Origin of the sequence: Aeromonas sp. 603607 (assembly GCF_049171595.1) — a bacterium.
In the GTDB taxonomy this organism is placed as follows: domain Bacteria; phylum Pseudomonadota; class Gammaproteobacteria; order Enterobacterales; family Aeromonadaceae; genus Aeromonas; species Aeromonas veronii.
The window spans coordinates 92,498-110,371 of the sequence record NZ_JAAKOV010000001.1 but is presented as its reverse complement, the minus strand read 5'-3'; the positions used below and the strand labels follow the sequence as shown (position 1 = coordinate 110,371).

Annotated in this window: 12 protein-coding genes; 7 read left to right on the top strand and 5 right to left on the bottom strand. The window is 57.1% G+C overall.

The features are described 5' to 3' along the window. Positions 1-72: 72 nt before the first annotated feature. Positions 73-2,106 carry a methionine--tRNA ligase gene (gene metG / locus G5315_RS00490; RefSeq protein ID WP_026034905.1) on the top strand — a complete coding sequence of 678 codons (2,034 nt, stop codon included), beginning with the start codon at positions 73-75 and terminating at the stop codon, positions 2,104-2,106. A gap of 137 nt (positions 2,107-2,243) precedes the next feature. Here metG and G5315_RS00485 read toward each other — a convergent pair whose 3' ends face one another. Both G5315_RS00485 and G5315_RS00480 read right to left on the bottom strand, forming a co-directional pair. Continuing rightward, the gene (locus G5315_RS00485) at positions 2,244-3,110 is read right to left on the bottom strand and encodes a CHAD domain-containing protein (RefSeq protein ID WP_421332081.1); all 867 of its coding nucleotides are present in this window, start codon (positions 3,108-3,110) and stop codon (positions 2,244-2,246) included. Between the two features lie 15 nt (positions 3,111-3,125). After that, positions 3,126-3,398 carry an acylphosphatase gene (locus tag G5315_RS00480; RefSeq protein WP_005336733.1) on the bottom strand — a complete coding sequence of 91 codons (273 nt, stop codon included), beginning with the start codon at positions 3,396-3,398 and terminating at the stop codon, positions 3,126-3,128. Between the two features lie 82 nt (positions 3,399-3,480). Here G5315_RS00480 and G5315_RS00475 point away from each other — a divergent pair, with 82 nt between their 5' ends. The 6 genes from G5315_RS00475 to G5315_RS00450 all read left to right on the top strand — a co-directional run bounded on the left by G5315_RS00475 (position 3,481) and on the right by G5315_RS00450 (position 10,980). Continuing rightward, positions 3,481-4,911: a methyl-accepting chemotaxis protein gene (locus G5315_RS00475; protein WP_421332079.1), complete on the top strand. Its 1,431-nt coding sequence runs from the start codon at positions 3,481-3,483 to the stop codon at positions 4,909-4,911. 113 nt (positions 4,912-5,024) lie between these two features. Continuing rightward, a complete protein-coding gene (locus G5315_RS00470; RefSeq protein ID WP_005336736.1) occupies positions 5,025-6,218 on the top strand; it encodes a class I SAM-dependent methyltransferase in 1,194 nt (397 codons plus the stop codon). Positions 6,219-6,567: 349 nt separating this feature from the next. After that, positions 6,568-7,752, top strand: a complete 1,185-nt coding sequence (locus G5315_RS00465) for an acyltransferase family protein (protein WP_421332078.1) — start codon at positions 6,568-6,570, stop codon at positions 7,750-7,752. A gap of 411 nt (positions 7,753-8,163) precedes the next feature. Continuing rightward, positions 8,164-9,201 (top strand): selenide, water dikinase SelD, encoded by a 1,038-nt coding sequence (selD, locus tag G5315_RS00460; protein ID WP_421332076.1) that lies wholly within the window; start codon positions 8,164-8,166, stop codon positions 9,199-9,201. Further along, positions 9,198-10,313, top strand: a complete 1,116-nt coding sequence (gene mnmH, locus G5315_RS00455) for a tRNA 2-selenouridine(34) synthase MnmH (protein ID WP_421332075.1) — start codon at positions 9,198-9,200, stop codon at positions 10,311-10,313. The genes selD and mnmH overlap by 4 nt, the downstream gene beginning before the upstream one ends. Before the next feature lie 22 nt (positions 10,314-10,335). Next, complete coding sequence (locus G5315_RS00450) at positions 10,336-10,980, top strand: MBL fold metallo-hydrolase (RefSeq protein ID WP_236319695.1); 645 nt, start codon at positions 10,336-10,338, stop codon at positions 10,978-10,980. Between the two features lie 70 nt (positions 10,981-11,050). Here the strand turns inward: G5315_RS00450 and dsr1 are convergent, their stop codons facing one another. The 3 genes from dsr1 to fadD all read right to left on the bottom strand — a co-directional run bounded on the left by dsr1 (position 11,051) and on the right by fadD (position 17,818). After that, positions 11,051-14,767: an anti-phage defense-associated sirtuin Dsr1 gene (dsr1, locus tag G5315_RS00445; RefSeq protein ID WP_421332073.1), complete on the bottom strand. Its 3,717-nt coding sequence runs from the start codon at positions 14,765-14,767 to the stop codon at positions 11,051-11,053. A 153-nt stretch (positions 14,768-14,920) separates the two neighbouring features. Continuing rightward, complete coding sequence (rnd, locus tag G5315_RS00440) at positions 14,921-16,033, bottom strand: ribonuclease D (protein ID WP_421332072.1); 1,113 nt, start codon at positions 16,031-16,033, stop codon at positions 14,921-14,923. Between the two features lie 108 nt (positions 16,034-16,141). Beyond that, complete coding sequence (gene fadD, locus G5315_RS00435) at positions 16,142-17,818, bottom strand: long-chain-fatty-acid--CoA ligase FadD (RefSeq protein WP_421204992.1); 1,677 nt, start codon at positions 17,816-17,818, stop codon at positions 16,142-16,144. Between the last annotated feature and the right edge of the window lie 56 nt (positions 17,819-17,874).

Genomic DNA, 17,874 nt, shown 5'->3' with positions numbered 1-17,874 from the left:
AGGCAGGCTACCCCCAATTCGGGTAACATGCACGGCACTCTATCATCCCAACAAGCACATCAAGAACGTAATATGGCAACTGATCCTCGTAAAATGCTGGTAACCTGCGCCCTCCCCTATGCCAATGGCTCCATCCATCTTGGCCACATGCTGGAACATATCCAGGCCGATATCTGGGTTCGTTATCAGCGAATGCGCGGCCATCAGGTGCACTTCATCTGTGCCGATGATGCCCACGGCACCCCGATCATGCTCAAGGCACAGCAGATGGGGATCACCCCGGAAGAGATGATTGCCGCGGTCTCCAAGGAGCACCAGGCCGATTTCGCCGGGTTCAACATCAGCTTTGACAACTATCACTCTACCCACAGCGACGAGAACCGTGAGCTGGCGGAGCTGATCTATGGCCGCCTGAAAAATGGTGGTTTTATCAAGAGCCGCACCATCTCCCAGCTGTTCGATCCGGAAAAATCCATGTTCCTGCCGGATCGTTTCGTCAAGGGGACCTGCCCCAAGTGCAAATCTCCGGAGCAGTATGGCGACAACTGCGACAGCTGCGGCGCCACCTACAGCCCAACCGAGCTGATCGATCCGAAATCTGCCGTCTCCGGCGCGACTCCGGTAATGAAGGACTCCGAGCACTTCTTCTTCGACCTGCCACAGTTTGAAAAATGGCTCTCTGAGTGGGTGCGCGGCTCCGGCGCCATTCAGGAAGAGATGGCCAACAAGATGCAGGAGTGGTTCGAGAGCGGCCTGCAGCAGTGGGACATCACCCGCGACGCCCCCTACTTCGGTTTCGAAATTCCCGGCGCCCCGGGCAAGTACTTCTACGTCTGGCTGGATGCCCCCATCGGTTACATGGCTTCCTTCAAGAACCTGTGCAACAAGCGTGGCGACATCGACTTTGACAGCTACTGGAAAGCGGACTCCGACGCCGAGCTCTACCACTTCATCGGTAAAGATATCGCCTACTTCCACTGCCTGTTCTGGCCGTCCATGCTGGAAGGTGCCAACTTCCGCAAGCCGACCAAGGTCAACGTACACGGCTATGTGACCGTCAACGGCGCCAAGATGTCCAAGTCCAAGGGCACCTTTATCAAGGCATCCACCTACCTGAACCACCTGGATCCGGAGTGCCTGCGTTACTACTACGCCGCCAAGCTCAACAGCCGCATCGACGATCTGGACCTGAACCTCGAAGATTTCGTGCAGCGGGTCAACGCTGACGTGGTCAACAAGCTGGTTAACCTCGCCTCCCGCAACGCCGGCTTTATCGCCAAGCGTTTTGGCGGCAAGCTGGCGGCAACCTGCGCCGAACCCGAGCTCTACGCCGAGTTTGCCAATGCCCGCACCGCCATTGCCGAGGCTTATGAAAGCCGCGAGTTCAGCCGTGCCATCCGCGAAATCATGGCGCTGGCCGACAAGGCCAACCGCTATGTGGATGACAAGGCTCCTTGGGTCATCGCCAAGCAGGAAGGGGCTGACGCCGAGCTGCAAGCTGTTTGCTCCGTCGGTATCAACCTGTTCCGCGTACTGATGGCCTACCTCAAGCCCGTCATGCCGCTGCTGGCCGAGCGTGCCGAAGCCTTCCTGGCCGAAACCCTCAGCTGGGATGGCATCGAGATGCCGCTGGTCGATCACACCGTGGCACCGTTCAAAGCCCTCTTCTCACGCATCGAGCCGGCGAAGATTGAAGCCATGATCGAGGCCTCCAAGGAAGACCTGGCCAAAGAGCAGGCACCGAAAGTGACCGGCCCGCTGGCTGATGACCCCATCAGCGAAACCATCACCTATGACGATTTTGCCAAGATTGACCTGCGCGTCGCGCTGATCAAGAAGGCCGAAGCGGTACCGGAAGCCGAGAAGCTGCTCAAGCTGCAACTGGATATCGGCGGCGAAACCCGTCAGGTGTTTGCCGGTATCAAGTCCGCTTACAACCCGGAAGATCTGGAAGGCAAGCTGACCGTGATGGTGGCCAACCTGGCGCCGCGCAAGATGCGTTTCGGCATGTCCGAAGGCATGGTGCTGGCTGCAGGCCCGGGCGGCAAGGATCTCTGGATCCTGGAGCCGCAGGAAGGCGCCCAGCCGGGCATGCGCGTCAAGTAAGCGTATCGCTGACTGCGACCACAGCCAGATAGAGAAGAGAGGCCAAACGGCCTCTCTTTTTTTGTCTCACATATTTGGCTTGGATAGTTTCTGTAGATGCTGGTCGCGGATGACTTCCGCAGATTGCGGTCTCGGGGCTATCCACAACCGGGATTCGCGGTCGATACATTTTGTTCTGAATACCTGACCAGCCGACTTGGCATGTCATTCATGTTGTGGCCTGCCTGCATCGCCAGTTTGAGCGCCACCAGCTCCGCCTGCTGGCAGTCCAATTGACGCAAACGGGCAGTGATCTTTTGCTTCAACTGCTGCCGCAGTTTCGTCTGCTTGCGGGTGTTCCCCTGCTCTGCTCGCAACCTCCGCCGCCATTGACGCCAATCCTGCAACTGGCCGAGTCGTTCCTGCCAGTGAGTCAGGGTGCTCAACCAGCCGGGATCTCCACTCCCCAGATCCAGCAACAGTTCCACGCCATAACGGGCCTGCTTGATCTCGAGGCGCAGCCGATGCCAGCGGCGCAACTGTTGCTGACGGGAGCTGGCAGATTTCCCAACACAGGGAATAGGTTCATCGAGAGCGCTCTGTGCCTCATCAAGGCGCAGGGCCAGATGCTGCTGATAGAGGAACGCCAATGCCCGCGCATCCGGCACCTGCGCCACCACCGCGAGCCAGCGGGCCAGTCGCCTCGACAACAGGGGCACGCGACAGGCCGATTTGTGAGTATTGCCAGTGCTGGCAGGCGGCTTGCCAAAACGCTCGGCGTAGACCTGAGCATCCCGCAGCGCCGAGAGCCGCCCGACCGAGCGCAACAGACGCCGCTCCAGCTCGGGATGATAGGTGAGTGGCCGCCACAGGGCGAGCAGCGCCAGCAAGCGGCGCGCCGCGATACGGTAGCCATGCACGGCCGGTTCGCTGGCCTCTTCGCGCACCGCTCGCGCCGCCTCCTGATAACGGGCGACCCAGCTTGTTGCCTGAGTCAGCAACAGACCTTCCTTGTCAGCGTCCATCTCGTCTCCGCCCCTTCAGTTGGTATGAAAGCCCTGGCCGGTGGGCGGCAGCGCCTCCTCATACTCCATCCGGGTCACTCTGGCGGTGCGCGGGCCATGCTCCAGCCAACCCAGCATCATCTGCACCTCCTGCGCGGGGCCGCTGATGAGGATCTCCACCGAACCATCCTCCAGGTTGTAGGCATGGCCCCGCAAACCCAGTTGCAGCGCCCGCTCACGGGTGAAATAGCGAAATCCCACCCCCTGCACCTGCCCCCACACCCGAATGACAAACGATTGCTCTCCCATTTCTCACACCTTCCGCTTAAGAAAAAAATTCCCGAGACGATAATGTGCCCGACACTCTATCTCTGCAGGATGCAGCTCCATTATGAAAGAAGTTAAATTCCGGTGGGTTGACCGCTATCTCATTCACCTCACCATCAGTGAAAAATTCCATATCGCGTTCTGGTTACCTCTCTTCATCATCGCCTTTCTCAGCTGGTATATGCTGGCGGCCAGCCATCAGCAGGAGATCTCCCTGCGGGTAGCGCAGTTGCAGCAACGGGTCGAGACCACGGCGCAGCTGGTCAGCCAGCAACCCACTCTGGTGTTGCCTGCTGATCTGCGTCTGACCCGGCAAGGCAGCAGCGGGTTGCAGCAGCAAGGAGATCACTACCTCTTTACCGCGCCAGCGGGTCAGGCAGGCTACGTCACCGGTGATCTCAACACCGGCAACCTCTCCATGTGGGAAGGTCAGGGCTCGACCCTGCTTCTGATCGGCGCGCTGGCCGCCCTGATGGCGCTGGTGATCCACTACATGATGACCTTTGTCTCCGGAGCGCTTTACTCCACCAACAAGGCGCTGCAAACCGTGGCGGACGGCGATCTCACCTTCCGTCTCAACTTCTTCCCGGTACGCGACGAGTTCTCCACCCTGGCGGGCAGCATCGACCGCTTTACCGACCGCCAGCACCAGATCGTCAAACTGGTGGAAGAGTCTGCCGAAGCGTTGACCATGGCCGCCGACGAGTTTCGTGACCATGCCCGTGAAGGCGAGACCATGGCGCGTTCCCAGCGCCAGCATATGGATTCACTGGCCACCGCCATGGAGCAGATGTCGGCAGCGATCCGTGAAGTAGCGCGCAATGCCAACGACACCCTGCAGCAGACCCGTCAATCGAGCGAAGAGGCAGCCAATGGCGCCAACCGGGTGGCCCGCACCATCGAAGCGATCCGTACTCTGGCCGACGAGATTGGCAACGCCTCCGGTGCGGTCGAGCGGCTCACCCACAATGCCAACCGCATCAACGAGGTGGTCAACGTCATCAACGCCATCTCCCAGCAGACCAACTTGTTGGCCCTCAACGCCGCCATCGAGGCGGCCCGTGCCGGTGAGCAGGGTCGCGGCTTTGCGGTGGTGGCAGATGAAGTGCGTACCCTCGCCAGCCGTACCCAGCAGGCGACGGTGGAGATCCAGCAGATGATCGAAGAGCTGCAGACCGGTACTGGCGCGCTGAACGAGATCATGGAAAAGACTGTAGGGCGCGCCGCCAGCAGCCAGCAGCTCATCAGCGAAGTGGGGCTCGATATCGAAAAACTGAGCAACCACAGCGATGCGGTGCTGGAGATGAGCACCCAGATCGCTACCTCGAGCGAAGAGCAAAGCTCGGTCGCCGCCGAGATCACCCACAATCTGGATCAGGTGCGCCATGAAGCGGCGCAGGTGGAAGAATCCGCCAGCGCCTCGGTAGCTGGCACGCAGGGGCTGAAAGCCACCGCCAGCGAACTGACCCAGGCACTCAAGGGGATTAAGCTCTGACCATATGAGGTGTCAGATCAGGGCAACCCCATCCATTACACAGGGTTGTTTGAGTTTTACCTGCGGGCCACATAGAATGTGGCCCCTTTTCTTTCTACCATCGGCAAACATCCATGAGCGCTTCCATCTATCTCGTCAAAGGCCGCGAAAAATCCCTGCTGCGTCGCCACCCCTGGATCTTCTCCAAGGGGATTGAGCGGGTTCAGGGCAACCCCATTGACGGCGATACCGTCGAGATCTATGCCAACGATGGCAAGTGGCTCGCCCGTGGCGCCTGGTCAGGCAGTTCCCAAATCCGTGCCCGGGTCTGGACCTTCGACAAGGATGAGACCGTCGATCTCGACTTCTTTATCCGTCGTCTCAAATATGCGCAGGAGTCTCGCGATCCGCTGATCAAGCGTCAGGGTCTCACCGGTTATCGCCTCTGCGCCGCCGAATCCGACGGCCTGCCGGGTCTGACCATCGACCGTTATGCCGATTTTCTGGTGTGCCAGATCCTCTCTGCCGGTGCCGAGTTCCAGCGTGAGCTGATAACGCAAGCACTGCGTACCCTCTACCCAGAGTGCAGCATTTATGAGCGCTCCGACGTGGCGGTACGCAAGAAGGAAGGACTGAAAGAGCGCACCGGCGTTATCTATGGCGAGACCCCGAACGAGCCGGTGGTCATCGAAGAGAACGGTGGCGTCAAGATCCTGGTGGATATTCGCAACGGCCACAAAACCGGTTTCTATCTGGATCAGCGTGACAACCGTCAGGCTGCCGCCAAGTACACCGAAGGCAAGCGGGTGCTCAACTGCTTCTGCTACACCGGCGGTTTTGGCGTTTATGCCCTCAAGGGTGGCGCCAAGGAAGTGGTCAACGTCGATCTCTCCCAAAATGCGCTGGATATTGCCCGCCAGAATGCCGAGCTGAACGGGCTGGATACCAGCAACACCCAGTTTGTCCGTCACGACGTGTTCAAGCTGCTGCGTGAATACCGCGAGAAGGGCGAGAAGTTCGATGTCATCGTGCTGGATCCGCCCAAGTTTGCCGAGAGCAAGGCCCAGCTGCTGGGTGCCTGCCGCGGCTACAAGGACATCAACATGCTGGCGTTCCAGCTGCTGGCACCGGGTGGCGTGCTCTTGACCTACTCCTGCTCCGGCCTGATGGAGCAGAGTCTGTTCCAGAAGATCGTTGCCGATGCGGCGCTCGATGCCGGTCGCGATGCCCAGATCCTGGAGCTGCTCTCCCAGGCCTCCGATCACCCCATCGGTACCGCCTATCCGGAAGGCTTCTACCTCAAGGGTCTGGTGGTGCGCGCCCGCTGATCGGCCGTCATCTTCCCTTGTAATCAATCAGGCCCATTGCGGGCCTGATTGTTTTGCATCGCGCCGTATGGGCCTGAGCCTGACGCTCGCCCAGATGACAACCCTCTTTGCTTTATGGGTGTTCTCTCTCCTCCTCTTTTGCTGCCAGCGCCCCACGGCTTCTCTGTTTAAATTTTCTTGCACAATAACTGCACATTTATGATTTAAATCACATCCGTATGACTCTCTTTTCCGTAGTGTGATCCCGCCTGCGGCAGCCGAGCCGGGGCAACCGTCCCGTCAGGATTGATGGGCGGCACAACAACAAAATAGATGTCAGGCCAAGCTGAACATCACAAGGGATCCCGATATGAATCAATCATTGCCGCTGTTAACGCCGCTGCGGGGCATCGCTGCCCTGATGGTGGTGCTGTTCCATGCCCGATTATTGCTCTTTCCCCAGTGGATGGAGCCGATCGCAGGCCACACCCAACTCATCGAGAACGGCTACCTCTGGGTCGATCTGTTCTTTATTTTGAGCGGCGTGGTGCTGGCACATGTCTATGGCGAGGCCTTCACCCGCACGCCCCGCACCGTGGGCTATGGCCGCTTTCTCTGGCTGCGGCTGACCCGCGTCTACCCCCTCTACTTGGTAACCCTGCTGTTGCTGGTCGGCTGGGAACTTTACAAGGCGCAGCACGGAGTAGGCTTCTATGCCGGCCCCTTGTTCAAGATGTGGGAGTGGGAAGGGATGCCGCCTTTCGGTTCGCCCTTCACCCCGGCCGAGGCGCTGCCAAGCGCCTTCCTGCTGCTGCAGGTGGTAACCGATCACGGGCTGACCTGGAACTTCGCCGCCTGGTCGCTCAGCGTGGAGTGGATTAGCTACCTGCTGTTCCCGCTCCTTATTCCGCTGGCAGTGACCCGCAGTCGCTGGAGCCATCTCGCCCCCCTGCTGGCGCTGACGGTGCTGGCCTGTATCGTGCACAGTCGCGGCACCCTGGATGTCACCAGCGGGGCGCTGGCAGTGGGGCGCGGGGTAAGTGAATTTGTGCTCGGCCTCTGGCTGCTGCCAAGGGTCAAGGCCGCGAAAGGCTCGCCCATGATGAAGCATGATCTGCCGCTCTTGATCGCCTTTGTGCTGCCCTTCGCGCTGATGCAGTTCGCCATGACGCCGCAGCTGACCCTGCTGCTGATCAGCTCCTACGTGCTGCTGATCTGGATTGCCGCCGCCCAGGGGGAGCGCCAAAGCCCGCTGCTGCGCCTTTTGGATAGCCGCTTCACCAACTGGCTGGGGGATCTCTCCTACTCCATCTACCTGGTCCATGCGCTGGTACTGCTCACTGGCTGCGCGCTCATCCACTATCTGGCGCCGGGGCTCACCGAGTGGTGGTATGGCCAGACCAACCCGCTGTTGGGGGTAGTGGCAACCTTGCTGATGCTGGCAGTGCTGATCGGGCTCTCGGCGCTGAGCTACAACCTGCTGGAGCGGCCACTGCAACGGCGCCTGCGCCGGCTCGGCAAGGCTCGCCAGCCGGTGCTGGAGCAAGCCGGCTAATCTGCTTTCGCCAGCTGATTGCCCCGCAGAGGTTAAGCCAACCTCTGCGGGGCAAGTCCACGATTTCTCTTCACCCCTGCCGATAACTGAGCGGCTCATGCCAGCGCCCTCCTCCCTTACCTTTCACCCGCCAATCCCCTTCGCTTTGTGTGAATTCCTGTTCGAACCGGAGGGGGCATTTATGGCATAATGCCCTGTCCTGTGGCCCTTGGCGGGGCTGTGTTGGCGCATCTGTCGCCTCTTCTTCCCCGTCCTACCCGGCAGCCCTGCGTGACTGCCTGACATCACTGCTTCCAGAAGCAGCCAAGGCCACCTATTTTTGCGGCTCTTTACATGACGGTAGATGGCCGCGCATTGACCAAGATGGCTCCCGCAGAGCCTCTGCACACGGTGCACAAACAAGGGGTAAGTATGTCTTCCATTCGTCTGACCCAATACAGCCACGGCGCTGGCTGCGGCTGCAAAATCTCTCCCAAGGTACTCGACACCATCCTCAAGAGCCAGATCCCGGGCTTCAACGACCCGACCCTGATCGTTGGCAACAGCAGCAAGGATGACGCGGCCGTGGTCGATATCGGCAACGGTCAGGGCATTGTCTCCACCACCGACTTCTTCATGCCCATCGTCGATGACCCCTTCACCTTTGGCCGCATCGCCGCCACCAATGCCATCAGCGATATCTACGCCATGGGCGGCAAGCCTATCGTTGCCATCGCCATCCTCGGCTGGCCCATCAATACCCTGGCGCCGGAAGTGGCCCAGCAGGTGATCGACGGCGGCCGTCAGGTGTGCCACGAAGCGGGCATTTCGCTGGCCGGTGGCCACAGTATCGATGCCCCCGAGCCCATCTTCGGCCTCGCGGTAACCGGTATCGTGCCCCTTGATGCCATCAAGCAGAACGACACCGCCAAGGTAGGTGACACCCTCTATCTGACCAAGCCCCTCGGTATCGGTATCCTCACCACCGCCCAGAAGAAGGGCAAGCTCAAGCCTGAACACGAGCAACTGGCCCCCAACGCCATGTGCACTCTCAACAAGATTGGCCAGCGTTTTGCCGAGCTGCCGGGTGTGCACGCCATGACCGACGTCACCGGTTTTGGTCTGGCGGGCCATCTGCTGGAGATGTGTGAAGGATCTGGCGTCAGTGCCCGTCTCGACTTCAAGGCGCTGCCGCTGCTGGATGAGGTGGATTACTACCTCGCCGAGGGCTGCGTACCGGGCGGTACCCTGCGCAACCACGACTCCTACGGCCACAAGCTGGATGCCATGGACGATCGCACCCGCAACATCATGTGCGACCCGCAAACCAGCGGCGGCCTGCTGGTCGCAGTGGGTAAAGAGAGCGAAGCCGAGCTGCTCGCCATCGCGCGCGAAGCTGGGCTAGAACTCTCGCCCATCGGCCAGATCAAGCCCCTTGAGGGCTCCCGCTTTATCGAGATTGTCCAATGAATGAATTGCCACTGGCCACGGACTACGCCCAGATTTTTTTAGGCGATGTGCCGTTGATTGATGTGCGCGCCCCCATCGAGTTCAAGGAGGGGGCCTTCCCCTGCTCGACCAGCCTGCCCTTGATGACAGACGATGAGCGCGCCCAGGTGGGGACCTGCTTCAAGAAGCAGGGTCAGGCCGCCGCCATTGAGCTTGGACACAAGCTGGTGGGGGGAGCAGTGCGTGCCGAACGTATCGAAGGCTGGCTGGCGCAGTTGCGCAAGCAGCCCGATGCCCTGCTCTACTGCTTTCGCGGCGGCCTGCGCTCGCAAACCGTACAACAGTGGCTGGCTGATGCGGGGGTCACTAGCCCCCGCGTCGCCGGTGGCTACAAGGAGCTGCGCCGCTTCCTGATCGACACCCAGGACAAGGCCTCTGCCGAGTGCCACTGGACTGTGCTGACCGGCATGACCGGCTCCGGCAAGACCCATATGCTTGACCACGTGGCCCAGGCGCTCGATCTGGAAGGACACGCCCATCACAGGGGCTCGTCGTTTGGTCAGCTGCCCGGCGGCCAGCCCAGCAACATCAATTTTGAAAACAACCTCGCCATCGAGCTGCTCAAACGCCGCCATCAGGGCGAGCATGCCTTCGTGGTGGAAGATGAGAGTCGCCTGATCGGCCGCTGCTGCCTGCCCCTCTCCCTCCATGAGGCCATGAGTCAGGCACCGCTGGTGGTGGTAGATGTACCGCAGATCGATCGCGCCGAGCAGATCCGCGAAGATTACGTGCACGATCTCTGGCTGCGCTATCAAGCCATGTATGGCCAAGAAGAGGGATGGCCGCTGTTTGCCGCCTACCTCACCGATGCGTTGGCCCGCCTCAAGCGCCGCCTCGGCGATCAGGCCCACCGCGAGCTGGATGCCCTGATGCAGACCGCTCTCACCGAGCAGGAAAAGAGCGGTGATACCGAGCTGCATCTGGCCTGGATCACCTTGCTGCTGACCCGCTACTACGACCCCATGTATCTCTATCAGCTTGGCAACAAGCAGGAGCGCATCGTATTCCGCGGTGACAAACAGGCCTGTCTCGACTATTTCGCCGAGCAGCATGCCAGCGCGCTGCGCGGCTGACCCATCCCAAGAGAGGAACTCTATGTTGAAATTCGAGGTGATCCCGGTCACCCAGTTCGCCCAGAACTGCTCCCTCATCTGGTGTGACGAGACCCATCAGGCCGCCCTGATCGATCCGGGCGGCGAAGCGGACAAACTGCTGGCTGCTATCGCCAAGCGCGGCCTGACCCTGACTCATATCCTGCTGACCCACGGTCATCTGGATCACGTAGGTGCAGCCGCCGAGCTGCGGGAAAAGACCGGCGTCGCCATTACCGGCCCCCACAAGGAGGACGCCTTCTGGCTCGACATGCTGCCCCAGCAGAGCCAGATGTTCGGCTTCGCCCATACCCCCGCGTTCACGCCGGATCGCTGGCTGGAGCAGGGTGACAAGGTGCAGGTTGGCCAGTGCGAGCTGGATGTCTACTTCTGCCCCGGCCACACCCCGGGCCATATCGTGCTGCTGAACCAAGCCGAAAAACTCGCCTGGGTTGGCGATGTGCTCTTTGCCGGCAGCATCGGCCGCACCGACTTCCCCCGTGGCGATCACGGTGCGCTGATCAAGTCGATCACCGAGACCCTGCTGCCGCTGGGGGACGAGATCATCTTTATCCCAGGCCACGGCCCCAGCTCCACCTTCGGTCGCGAGAAGGCGAGCAACCCCTACCTGACCCAGCCTATCTGGTGATCAAAAAAGGCAGCGGTATTAGCCGCTGCCTTTTCAATTCGTTACGCTGCAATCCCCCGGTGCGTATCACTCACAATGTCTTTATCCGGACGACACCGAGAAGCCTCTGGTAATCACGATTTTCCTCAAGAAGCGGATCGCTTTGCACAATCGCTGTCAGACATAAACCCAACTCGTCTGATACCCACTGCGGCTCAGCGATAATAGCGTTCAGCAAAGACAATGCATGTGTAGGGAATTGTTTGCATAAGCCTGATTGATGCAAAAGGTGTATAACGTAATGAGTGTTTTGAATCGGCTGTAATCCAGCATGAACTGTCGCTAATGCATCCGGAAACTCACCGCGAGCGGCAATGACCAATCTGGCCAAAGTTTCAGCGATTGTACTCGTGAAGAATGCGTTAGATTTAGGCCAGATATTTTGCCAAAAAGGCTTGGCTCGGTTTATCCAGTACTCCTCACGCTGCTCACCCGCGCCATCAAGCGCTTGAACCAGTGCATGAAAAACACTTTGGAATCCCTCAGGTGGCATCACTTCAATCGCTGCACGGAACTCTTCTGGTTTATAACCATCAGCTTGTGCCAAGGCGACATACGTCATAAATGTTGCGAATTGCTGACTGTGTTCGCCCAGTTGATTGTAATGGCCAGCACAGGCGAGCAAATGAGGTTTAAAGGCCATTAATAAAGGAAGGTAACGACGGGGTGACCAGAGAAAACCCTGCCAATATGCATTGGCATCAGCTTGATTCTCCCAATCAAGCAGAGGCAACAGGATTTGAGTCGTCCATTCTTGATCCACACGGAAAAATGTAATCAATCGAGAACAGAGTACTATGCGACCATGACGAAATACCGCAACAGTGGTATCACATAACTCTGTAAATATTGGAGCCAAATCGGCAGGCAGTCCGTCATTATCGTTCAGCTGCTGTTTAAACCACTCGTTCAATAATGCTTGAGTAATATGCCCAACGGGATGGTTAATGGCAGAACCAAGTGGATCATCAACCTCAATTCCATTACGAATGGTACGACTCCCAGCATCGACCTCCATTGGAAGCACCAATATACGACGACAAATGGCAATGATGGATTTGTCGTTATGCTCTTGGGTGCTTGCCCTCTCTATCCACCAAGTTACTGCATGGATTATTTGTAGCAACACAGGCTCGGGCATTGTTAGCACTAATGGAGCAACGAATCGCCATGAACGAAGCAGCATTTTTTCATCAGACCAACATTGCAGAGCGACTCGCCATCGGTCGACAGGCCACTCCCCCTCTTGCGAAAGGTCATACAGGGCTAGCAGGGTGTGAAAGAAACGGGTACGGCACACATCACGCCATCCATCTCGATAAGAATCCATCCTTCCAGATGATTGTTGCTTCATCCAGTCGACCAATAACTTACGCTTTCGGGGAACAATATCATCATCTCCGCGATCACTAGCGAAGCCGTTACTTTCCTCTGCCCCCCATTCGGGATGAAGGTTGGATAGTATGGCGAAGTGTTCTGCTGCCTCTTTTCCCAACACAAGCCCTGAATCATTCAACTTTGCCAATAGCTGCCAAATGGAGTGTTCTATATATATTCGTGTTGATTCCAACTCAGATGGTGGCCCAGCCAAAATAGCCGCTTCCAGCTGTGCTTGAGCATTTCCTGTCAGTAACAGTCCTTGCGTTTCAAATAGGTTGAAGAGCTCGGGTTCAGTATCTCTGGCCCAAAGCCACCGTCCATTATCAGAGCGTAGCCATTCCGACCACAGTTCAGATGAGATGCAGTCATCCTGGCTGGCTGCAAATAAGGCAAAACGTTTAAAGAGGGGATAAGGTAAAGAGAACCAAGATTGCGCAATATTGATTGCTTGTACTCGATCACTTTTCAGTACCATTAACCAAGCTTCGCGCAGTAATTCAACAAGAACAAGCCAGTCATAATGACCACTATGGGAGTCATATAGAGCAATGGAAGGCAGTGCCAAATAAGAAAAGTCTCGATACTCGCTGGCATCATTCAGTTCACGCTGCAGATCCAGTGCATCGCAGAGCAGTTGTTGGAGTTCGTCCAGAAAATAAGGTAAGGCTGTTTTCCATTGTTGATTATTTACATCATGTGAAATCGCATACCTCACATTATCTGCGGCAAGCACGAGTTCCCAATCTACCCGCTCCCGAACATTTATTGGTTCTTGGTCCGTTTTGTTACTACTTAAATTATATGGTTTTCTCAACGCTATTTTAGGCGCAAGTAACTCCCGCAATTCCAAACGTAACATCACATTTGATGGTTCTCTTCCCAAGCGCGACATCCACTGAAAAATATTTCTATCACAATCTGAACACTTTATCCGACCAAGCAGCAACAGACGCCACAAGGTGCGCATCATAGGGTCTGGAATTGCATACTGTGACTGATCCTTGACTTCGTCAATTTCGATAAACTGACCGTCACACATCATTGAATCAAAGCGGGATAAGGCATTTTCCACTAACCTCCGCCATCGTCTATGCAATTGACCTCCATTTGAGACAACCCAAAGTAGTAATTTTGGGTTCCCCAAGTGGCGAGTAAGCCAATATGCCAAAGGTGGCATCACTTCATCCCAATCGCCTGACAAGCCATTTGTAACCACACTCATGGCTGGCGCAGACATATAGGAAGCAGGATGTTGTAGCAAGCTAAAGCTCAAGCTTTCATTTATTTTACCCTGCGGTTGCACACCAAAACATGTTAAATCATTGTGACCAAAACATTTGCTGGTAAATACATCAAGCCAGTCCAGTGATGGAGTCGGATTAAGCTGGGCAAAGCATTTGGCGGGCAAGCCTGATGGATCGGCTAAAGCCCATCGCATTCGACTAACAAAGTCGTTTTGTGACGAACTCTGATTGGGTTGCTTATATGCATACCGAGCAACTAATCGCTCCTTGCCCCTTACACCATCACGATATATAGATGCCCATACATGCAAAGTCTGATGTAACATGCGATGATAATTTACATCGTCATACATAATGGGGATGACATGTTTGTCTTGCCATTTCTGCTTCGTGATATCCAATTCATCACGTTTATAGGATGCAAAAGCAAAAATCTTCCGTGAACCATCCAATGCATGGGCGGCGGTCATATATCGCAATACAGGATCATCAATGCTGTAACCGACAAAACAGAGTGTGTAATCTCTGAATAGGCCAGCGACAAACCGAGCTGCCCAACCTTCAGTAAGATATGCCTGTCCAAAATCGCCATCAGACAAGATCAGCTGATCAAGGTCTTCTTCTGAGGCTGAATCTGGCATACGTCCGTGCAAATGCACCACTCCATTCCAACGGGATCGGGAGGGTGGGGCCTGATGAATGGTTATCGGTGATTTCCCCGCCTTTTCAAACAAGGTATCGAAGTTAGTGGTAACGAGTTTCAGGTTATCTTTTTTATCCTTGCCAAGAGTCAGCAAAGCAAGATGAGTAGTGAGAGCTCGTGGCTTTGATAAATCAGCAGTCAGGCAGGATGGTAAACCACGACGTACCGCAGCTCTCCCGCCTTGAATGCGCTTCTCATAATGTCCGATTGCGCGATCAAGTCCACCCTGTGTGACCATGTCTTGCTCAGACCTATCTAATAGCTCGCCTGCATGCTTTGACATCCTAATAACGAGCTCACCGAATCCAGGCAAACCCGCTGGATAGGAAATGCCCGCCCCACAAAAAAACAACACACGTCCCTCTTCATGGGCATGCAGCAGCTCATTGGGAATATCGGGGCCATTGGGGATAAATTGCATTTTCCTGTTTCCTATCCAGTAGATACGGTGGCTTGACTGGAATATGGTACCGCAATACCCCCCTCGATCGGCGAACCCATTTCTAGCTTTCGTCCAATAAAAAATCCCCACCCGAGGGTGAGGATTGATTTATAAGTGCAACCGTAAGGTGGCTTATTGTGCCAGCAGGTGACCGACCAGCTCATGACGCCACCCTTGCAGCAGCATCGGCTTGTCGCTGCGGGCCCGCTCTTCGTCGTTCATCCGCCAGCTCCAGGTGAAGTACTGGTGAATGATCTTCTTGCTGGCAATCAGCTCGGGCGGAATATTGCTCGCCTTGGCCTTCTCCTCCACCAGCGCCTTGATCCGCTTGAGCTCGCCCTTGTACTGGGGATAGTCCACCAGTCGGCGAATGGGCTCGGGCCAGCTGTCAGGATCGCTCTGCTGCGCCTTGGCGACAATATCGAGCATCCGCTTGCCGTGGATCTTGATCTCGATGGGCGAGAGGCCGAGCTCGTTGAGATCCCGCAGGGAGGCAGGACGACGCTCTGCCACCTTGAACAGGTGCAGCTCTTTGACCACGAAGTTCAGAGCCAAATCGCGGCGCACCGCCTCTTGCTGGCGCCAGGCGGCCAGCTCGCGCAGAATGGCGAGCTCGCGGCGACCCAGCTGCCAGGCGTTGACGATTTCAAGATAAGCCTGACGGGGATCACTACCCTGGGTCTTGCGGGCGGAGTGGTTCTGGCACTCCTGCTCGAACCAGGCAAACTTGCCGCTTTCCCGCAGTTTGGCCATCACCTTCTCGTAGAGAGGCATCAGGTAGAAGACATCCGCCGCAGCGTATTCGAGTTGACGCGGCGTAAGCGGGCGTGCCAGCCAGTCGGTGCGCGCCTGATCTTTTTCCAGCTCGACCCCAAGGAATTCATTCACCAGCGCACCAAAGCCGACCGAGACACCGTAACCGAGAAAGGCGGTTGCCAGCTGGGTGTCGTGCATCTGGTTGGGCAGGTGGCCCGCCTGATGCTGGATAAGCTCCAGATCTTCACCAGAGGCGTGCAGGATGGCGATCTGCCCTTCCCGGCCCAGTCGCTGCCAGAGGGCGGAGAGCTCCAGCGTTAGCGGATCCAGCAGCGCCAGATGCTCGCCGTCATAGATCTGGAACAGGCCAAGCTGGGGGTAGTAGGTACGGGTGCGAACGAATTCAGTATCGATAGCCAGGGGAACGTCGGCCAGAGAAGCGAGATACTGCTCAAGTTCGTCTTGCTGAGTGATAAGTTGATAGTGCATCTGTGCCTGCGCGGTTGATCAGGGCCAAAAAGAAAAAACCGTGGGATGACCCACGGTTTTGCATAACGACGGTGCTGGTTTGCAGAGGCTTCTGCAGCCACAGTCCGGTTATTGCTTGGCAATCTCCTCGTCGCGCAGTACGCGGCGCAGGATCTTGCCCACATTGGTCTTGGGAAGTTCGTCACGAAATTCTACCAGTTTCGGCACCTTATAGGCAGTCAGATGTTTGCGGCAGTGGGCAATAATCTCGTCATCCTGCAATTTTGCATCTTTCTTGACCACAAAGATCTTCACCAGCTCGCCGGAGACCTTGTGCGGCACGCCGACAGCGGCCACTTCCAGCACTTTCGGGTGCAGGGCGACGACATCTTCGATCTCGTTCGGATAGACGTTGAAACCTGAGACCAGGATCATGTCCTTCTTGCGGTCAACGATCTTGAAGAAGCCCTGCTCGTCGCACACGGCGATATCACCGGTACAGAGCCAGCCATCCTGCATCACTTCGGCAGTCGCCTCGGGGCGCTGCCAGTAGCCAACCATCACCTGCGGGCCGCGCACCTGCATTTCGCCCGGGGTGCCGAGGTCGTGGATCACCTGACCGTTGTCATCTACCAGACGGATCTCGGTAGAGCAGACCGGCAAACCGATAGAGCCATTGTAATCAGTGAGGTCGTAGGGACAGACGCTCACCAGTGGTGAGCACTCGGTCAGACCATAGCCTTCCAGCAGCGGGGTGCCGGTCAGTGTCTTCCACTTCTCCGCGACCGCGCGCTGCACCGCCATGCCGCCGCCGATGGTCAGCTTTAGCTTGTCAAAGGCGATCCCCTGAAACTCTTCATTGTTGACCAGCGCATTGAACAGGGTGTTGACCCCGGTAATGCAGGTGAAGGGGTACTTCTTGATCTCTTTGACAAAGCCTGGGATGTCGCGCGGGTTGCTGATCAGCAGGTTGTAACCGCCGATACGCATAAAGAGCAGGCAGTTCACGGTCAGGGCAAAGACGTGATAGAGGGGCAATGCGGTGACCACGAACTCCTTGCCGCGCTCCAGCATGGGGCCGTAGACGCCGAGACACTGCTCGACGTTGGCAATCATGTTGCGATGGGTCAGCATGGCCCCTTTGGAGAGGCCGGTGGTGCCACCGGTGTACTGCAGGAAGGCGAGATCGTCGTTGGTGATCTCCGGTTTGATGTACTGCAGGAAACGCCCCTTGGAGAGGGCCTGACGCATGGTGGTGGCGTGGGGCAGATTGTATTTCGGCACCAACTTCTTGACGTACTTGACCACGAAGTTGACCAGAGTGCCCTTGGCCAGCCCCAGATTGTCCCCCATCCGGGTCAGAATAACGTGCTTGATCGGGGTGTCGTAGACCACCTTTTCCAGGGTATGGGCGAAGTTGGAGACGATGACGATGGCCTTGGCACCCGAATCTTTGAGCTGATGCTCCAGCTCGCGCGGGGTATAGAGCGGGTTGACGTTGACCACGATCATGCCGGCGCGCAGGATGCCGAACACGGCGATGGGGTATTGCAGCAGGTTAGGCATCATCACCGCAACCCGATCCCCTTTCTCCAGCTTCAGCTCGTTTTGCAGGTAGGCAGCAAAGGCGCGGGACTGCTCTTCCAGCCGGCGGTAGGTGATGGTTTGGCCCATGTTGACGAAGGCGGGCTGATCGGCAAACTGGGTTACCGAGGATTCGAACATCTCGACCAGGGAGCTGTATTGGTCTGGATTGATCTCGGCGGGGACCCCTTCCGGATAACGTTTCAGCCAGACTTTTTCCACAAACTTCTCCTGCATAACTAGCACCTGTGCGCTCACTGTGTTGCCTCCGTCCCGGT

What these genes read in the sequence shown, in the direction of transcription:
- metG (WP_026034905.1), top strand. Translation starts at nt 73, where the DNA reads ATGGCAACTGATCCTCGTAAAATGCTGGTAACCTGCGCCCTCCCCTAT.
- G5315_RS00485 (WP_421332081.1), bottom strand. Translation starts at nt 3,110, where the DNA reads ATGGACGCTGACAAGGAAGGTCTGTTGCTGACTCAGGCAACAAGCTGG.
- G5315_RS00480 (WP_005336733.1), bottom strand. Translation starts at nt 3,398, where the DNA reads ATGGGAGAGCAATCGTTTGTCATTCGGGTGTGGGGGCAGGTGCAGGGG.
- G5315_RS00475 (WP_421332079.1), top strand. Translation starts at nt 3,481, where the DNA reads ATGAAAGAAGTTAAATTCCGGTGGGTTGACCGCTATCTCATTCACCTC.
- G5315_RS00470 (WP_005336736.1), top strand. Translation starts at nt 5,025, where the DNA reads ATGAGCGCTTCCATCTATCTCGTCAAAGGCCGCGAAAAATCCCTGCTG.
- G5315_RS00465 (WP_421332078.1), top strand. Translation starts at nt 6,568, where the DNA reads ATGAATCAATCATTGCCGCTGTTAACGCCGCTGCGGGGCATCGCTGCC.
- selD (WP_421332076.1), top strand. Translation starts at nt 8,164, where the DNA reads ATGTCTTCCATTCGTCTGACCCAATACAGCCACGGCGCTGGCTGCGGC.
- mnmH (WP_421332075.1), top strand. Translation starts at nt 9,198, where the DNA reads ATGAATGAATTGCCACTGGCCACGGACTACGCCCAGATTTTTTTAGGC.
- G5315_RS00450 (WP_236319695.1), top strand. Translation starts at nt 10,336, where the DNA reads ATGTTGAAATTCGAGGTGATCCCGGTCACCCAGTTCGCCCAGAACTGC.
- dsr1 (WP_421332073.1), bottom strand. Translation starts at nt 14,767, where the DNA reads ATGCAATTTATCCCCAATGGCCCCGATATTCCCAATGAGCTGCTGCAT.
- rnd (WP_421332072.1), bottom strand. Translation starts at nt 16,033, where the DNA reads ATGCACTATCAACTTATCACTCAGCAAGACGAACTTGAGCAGTATCTC.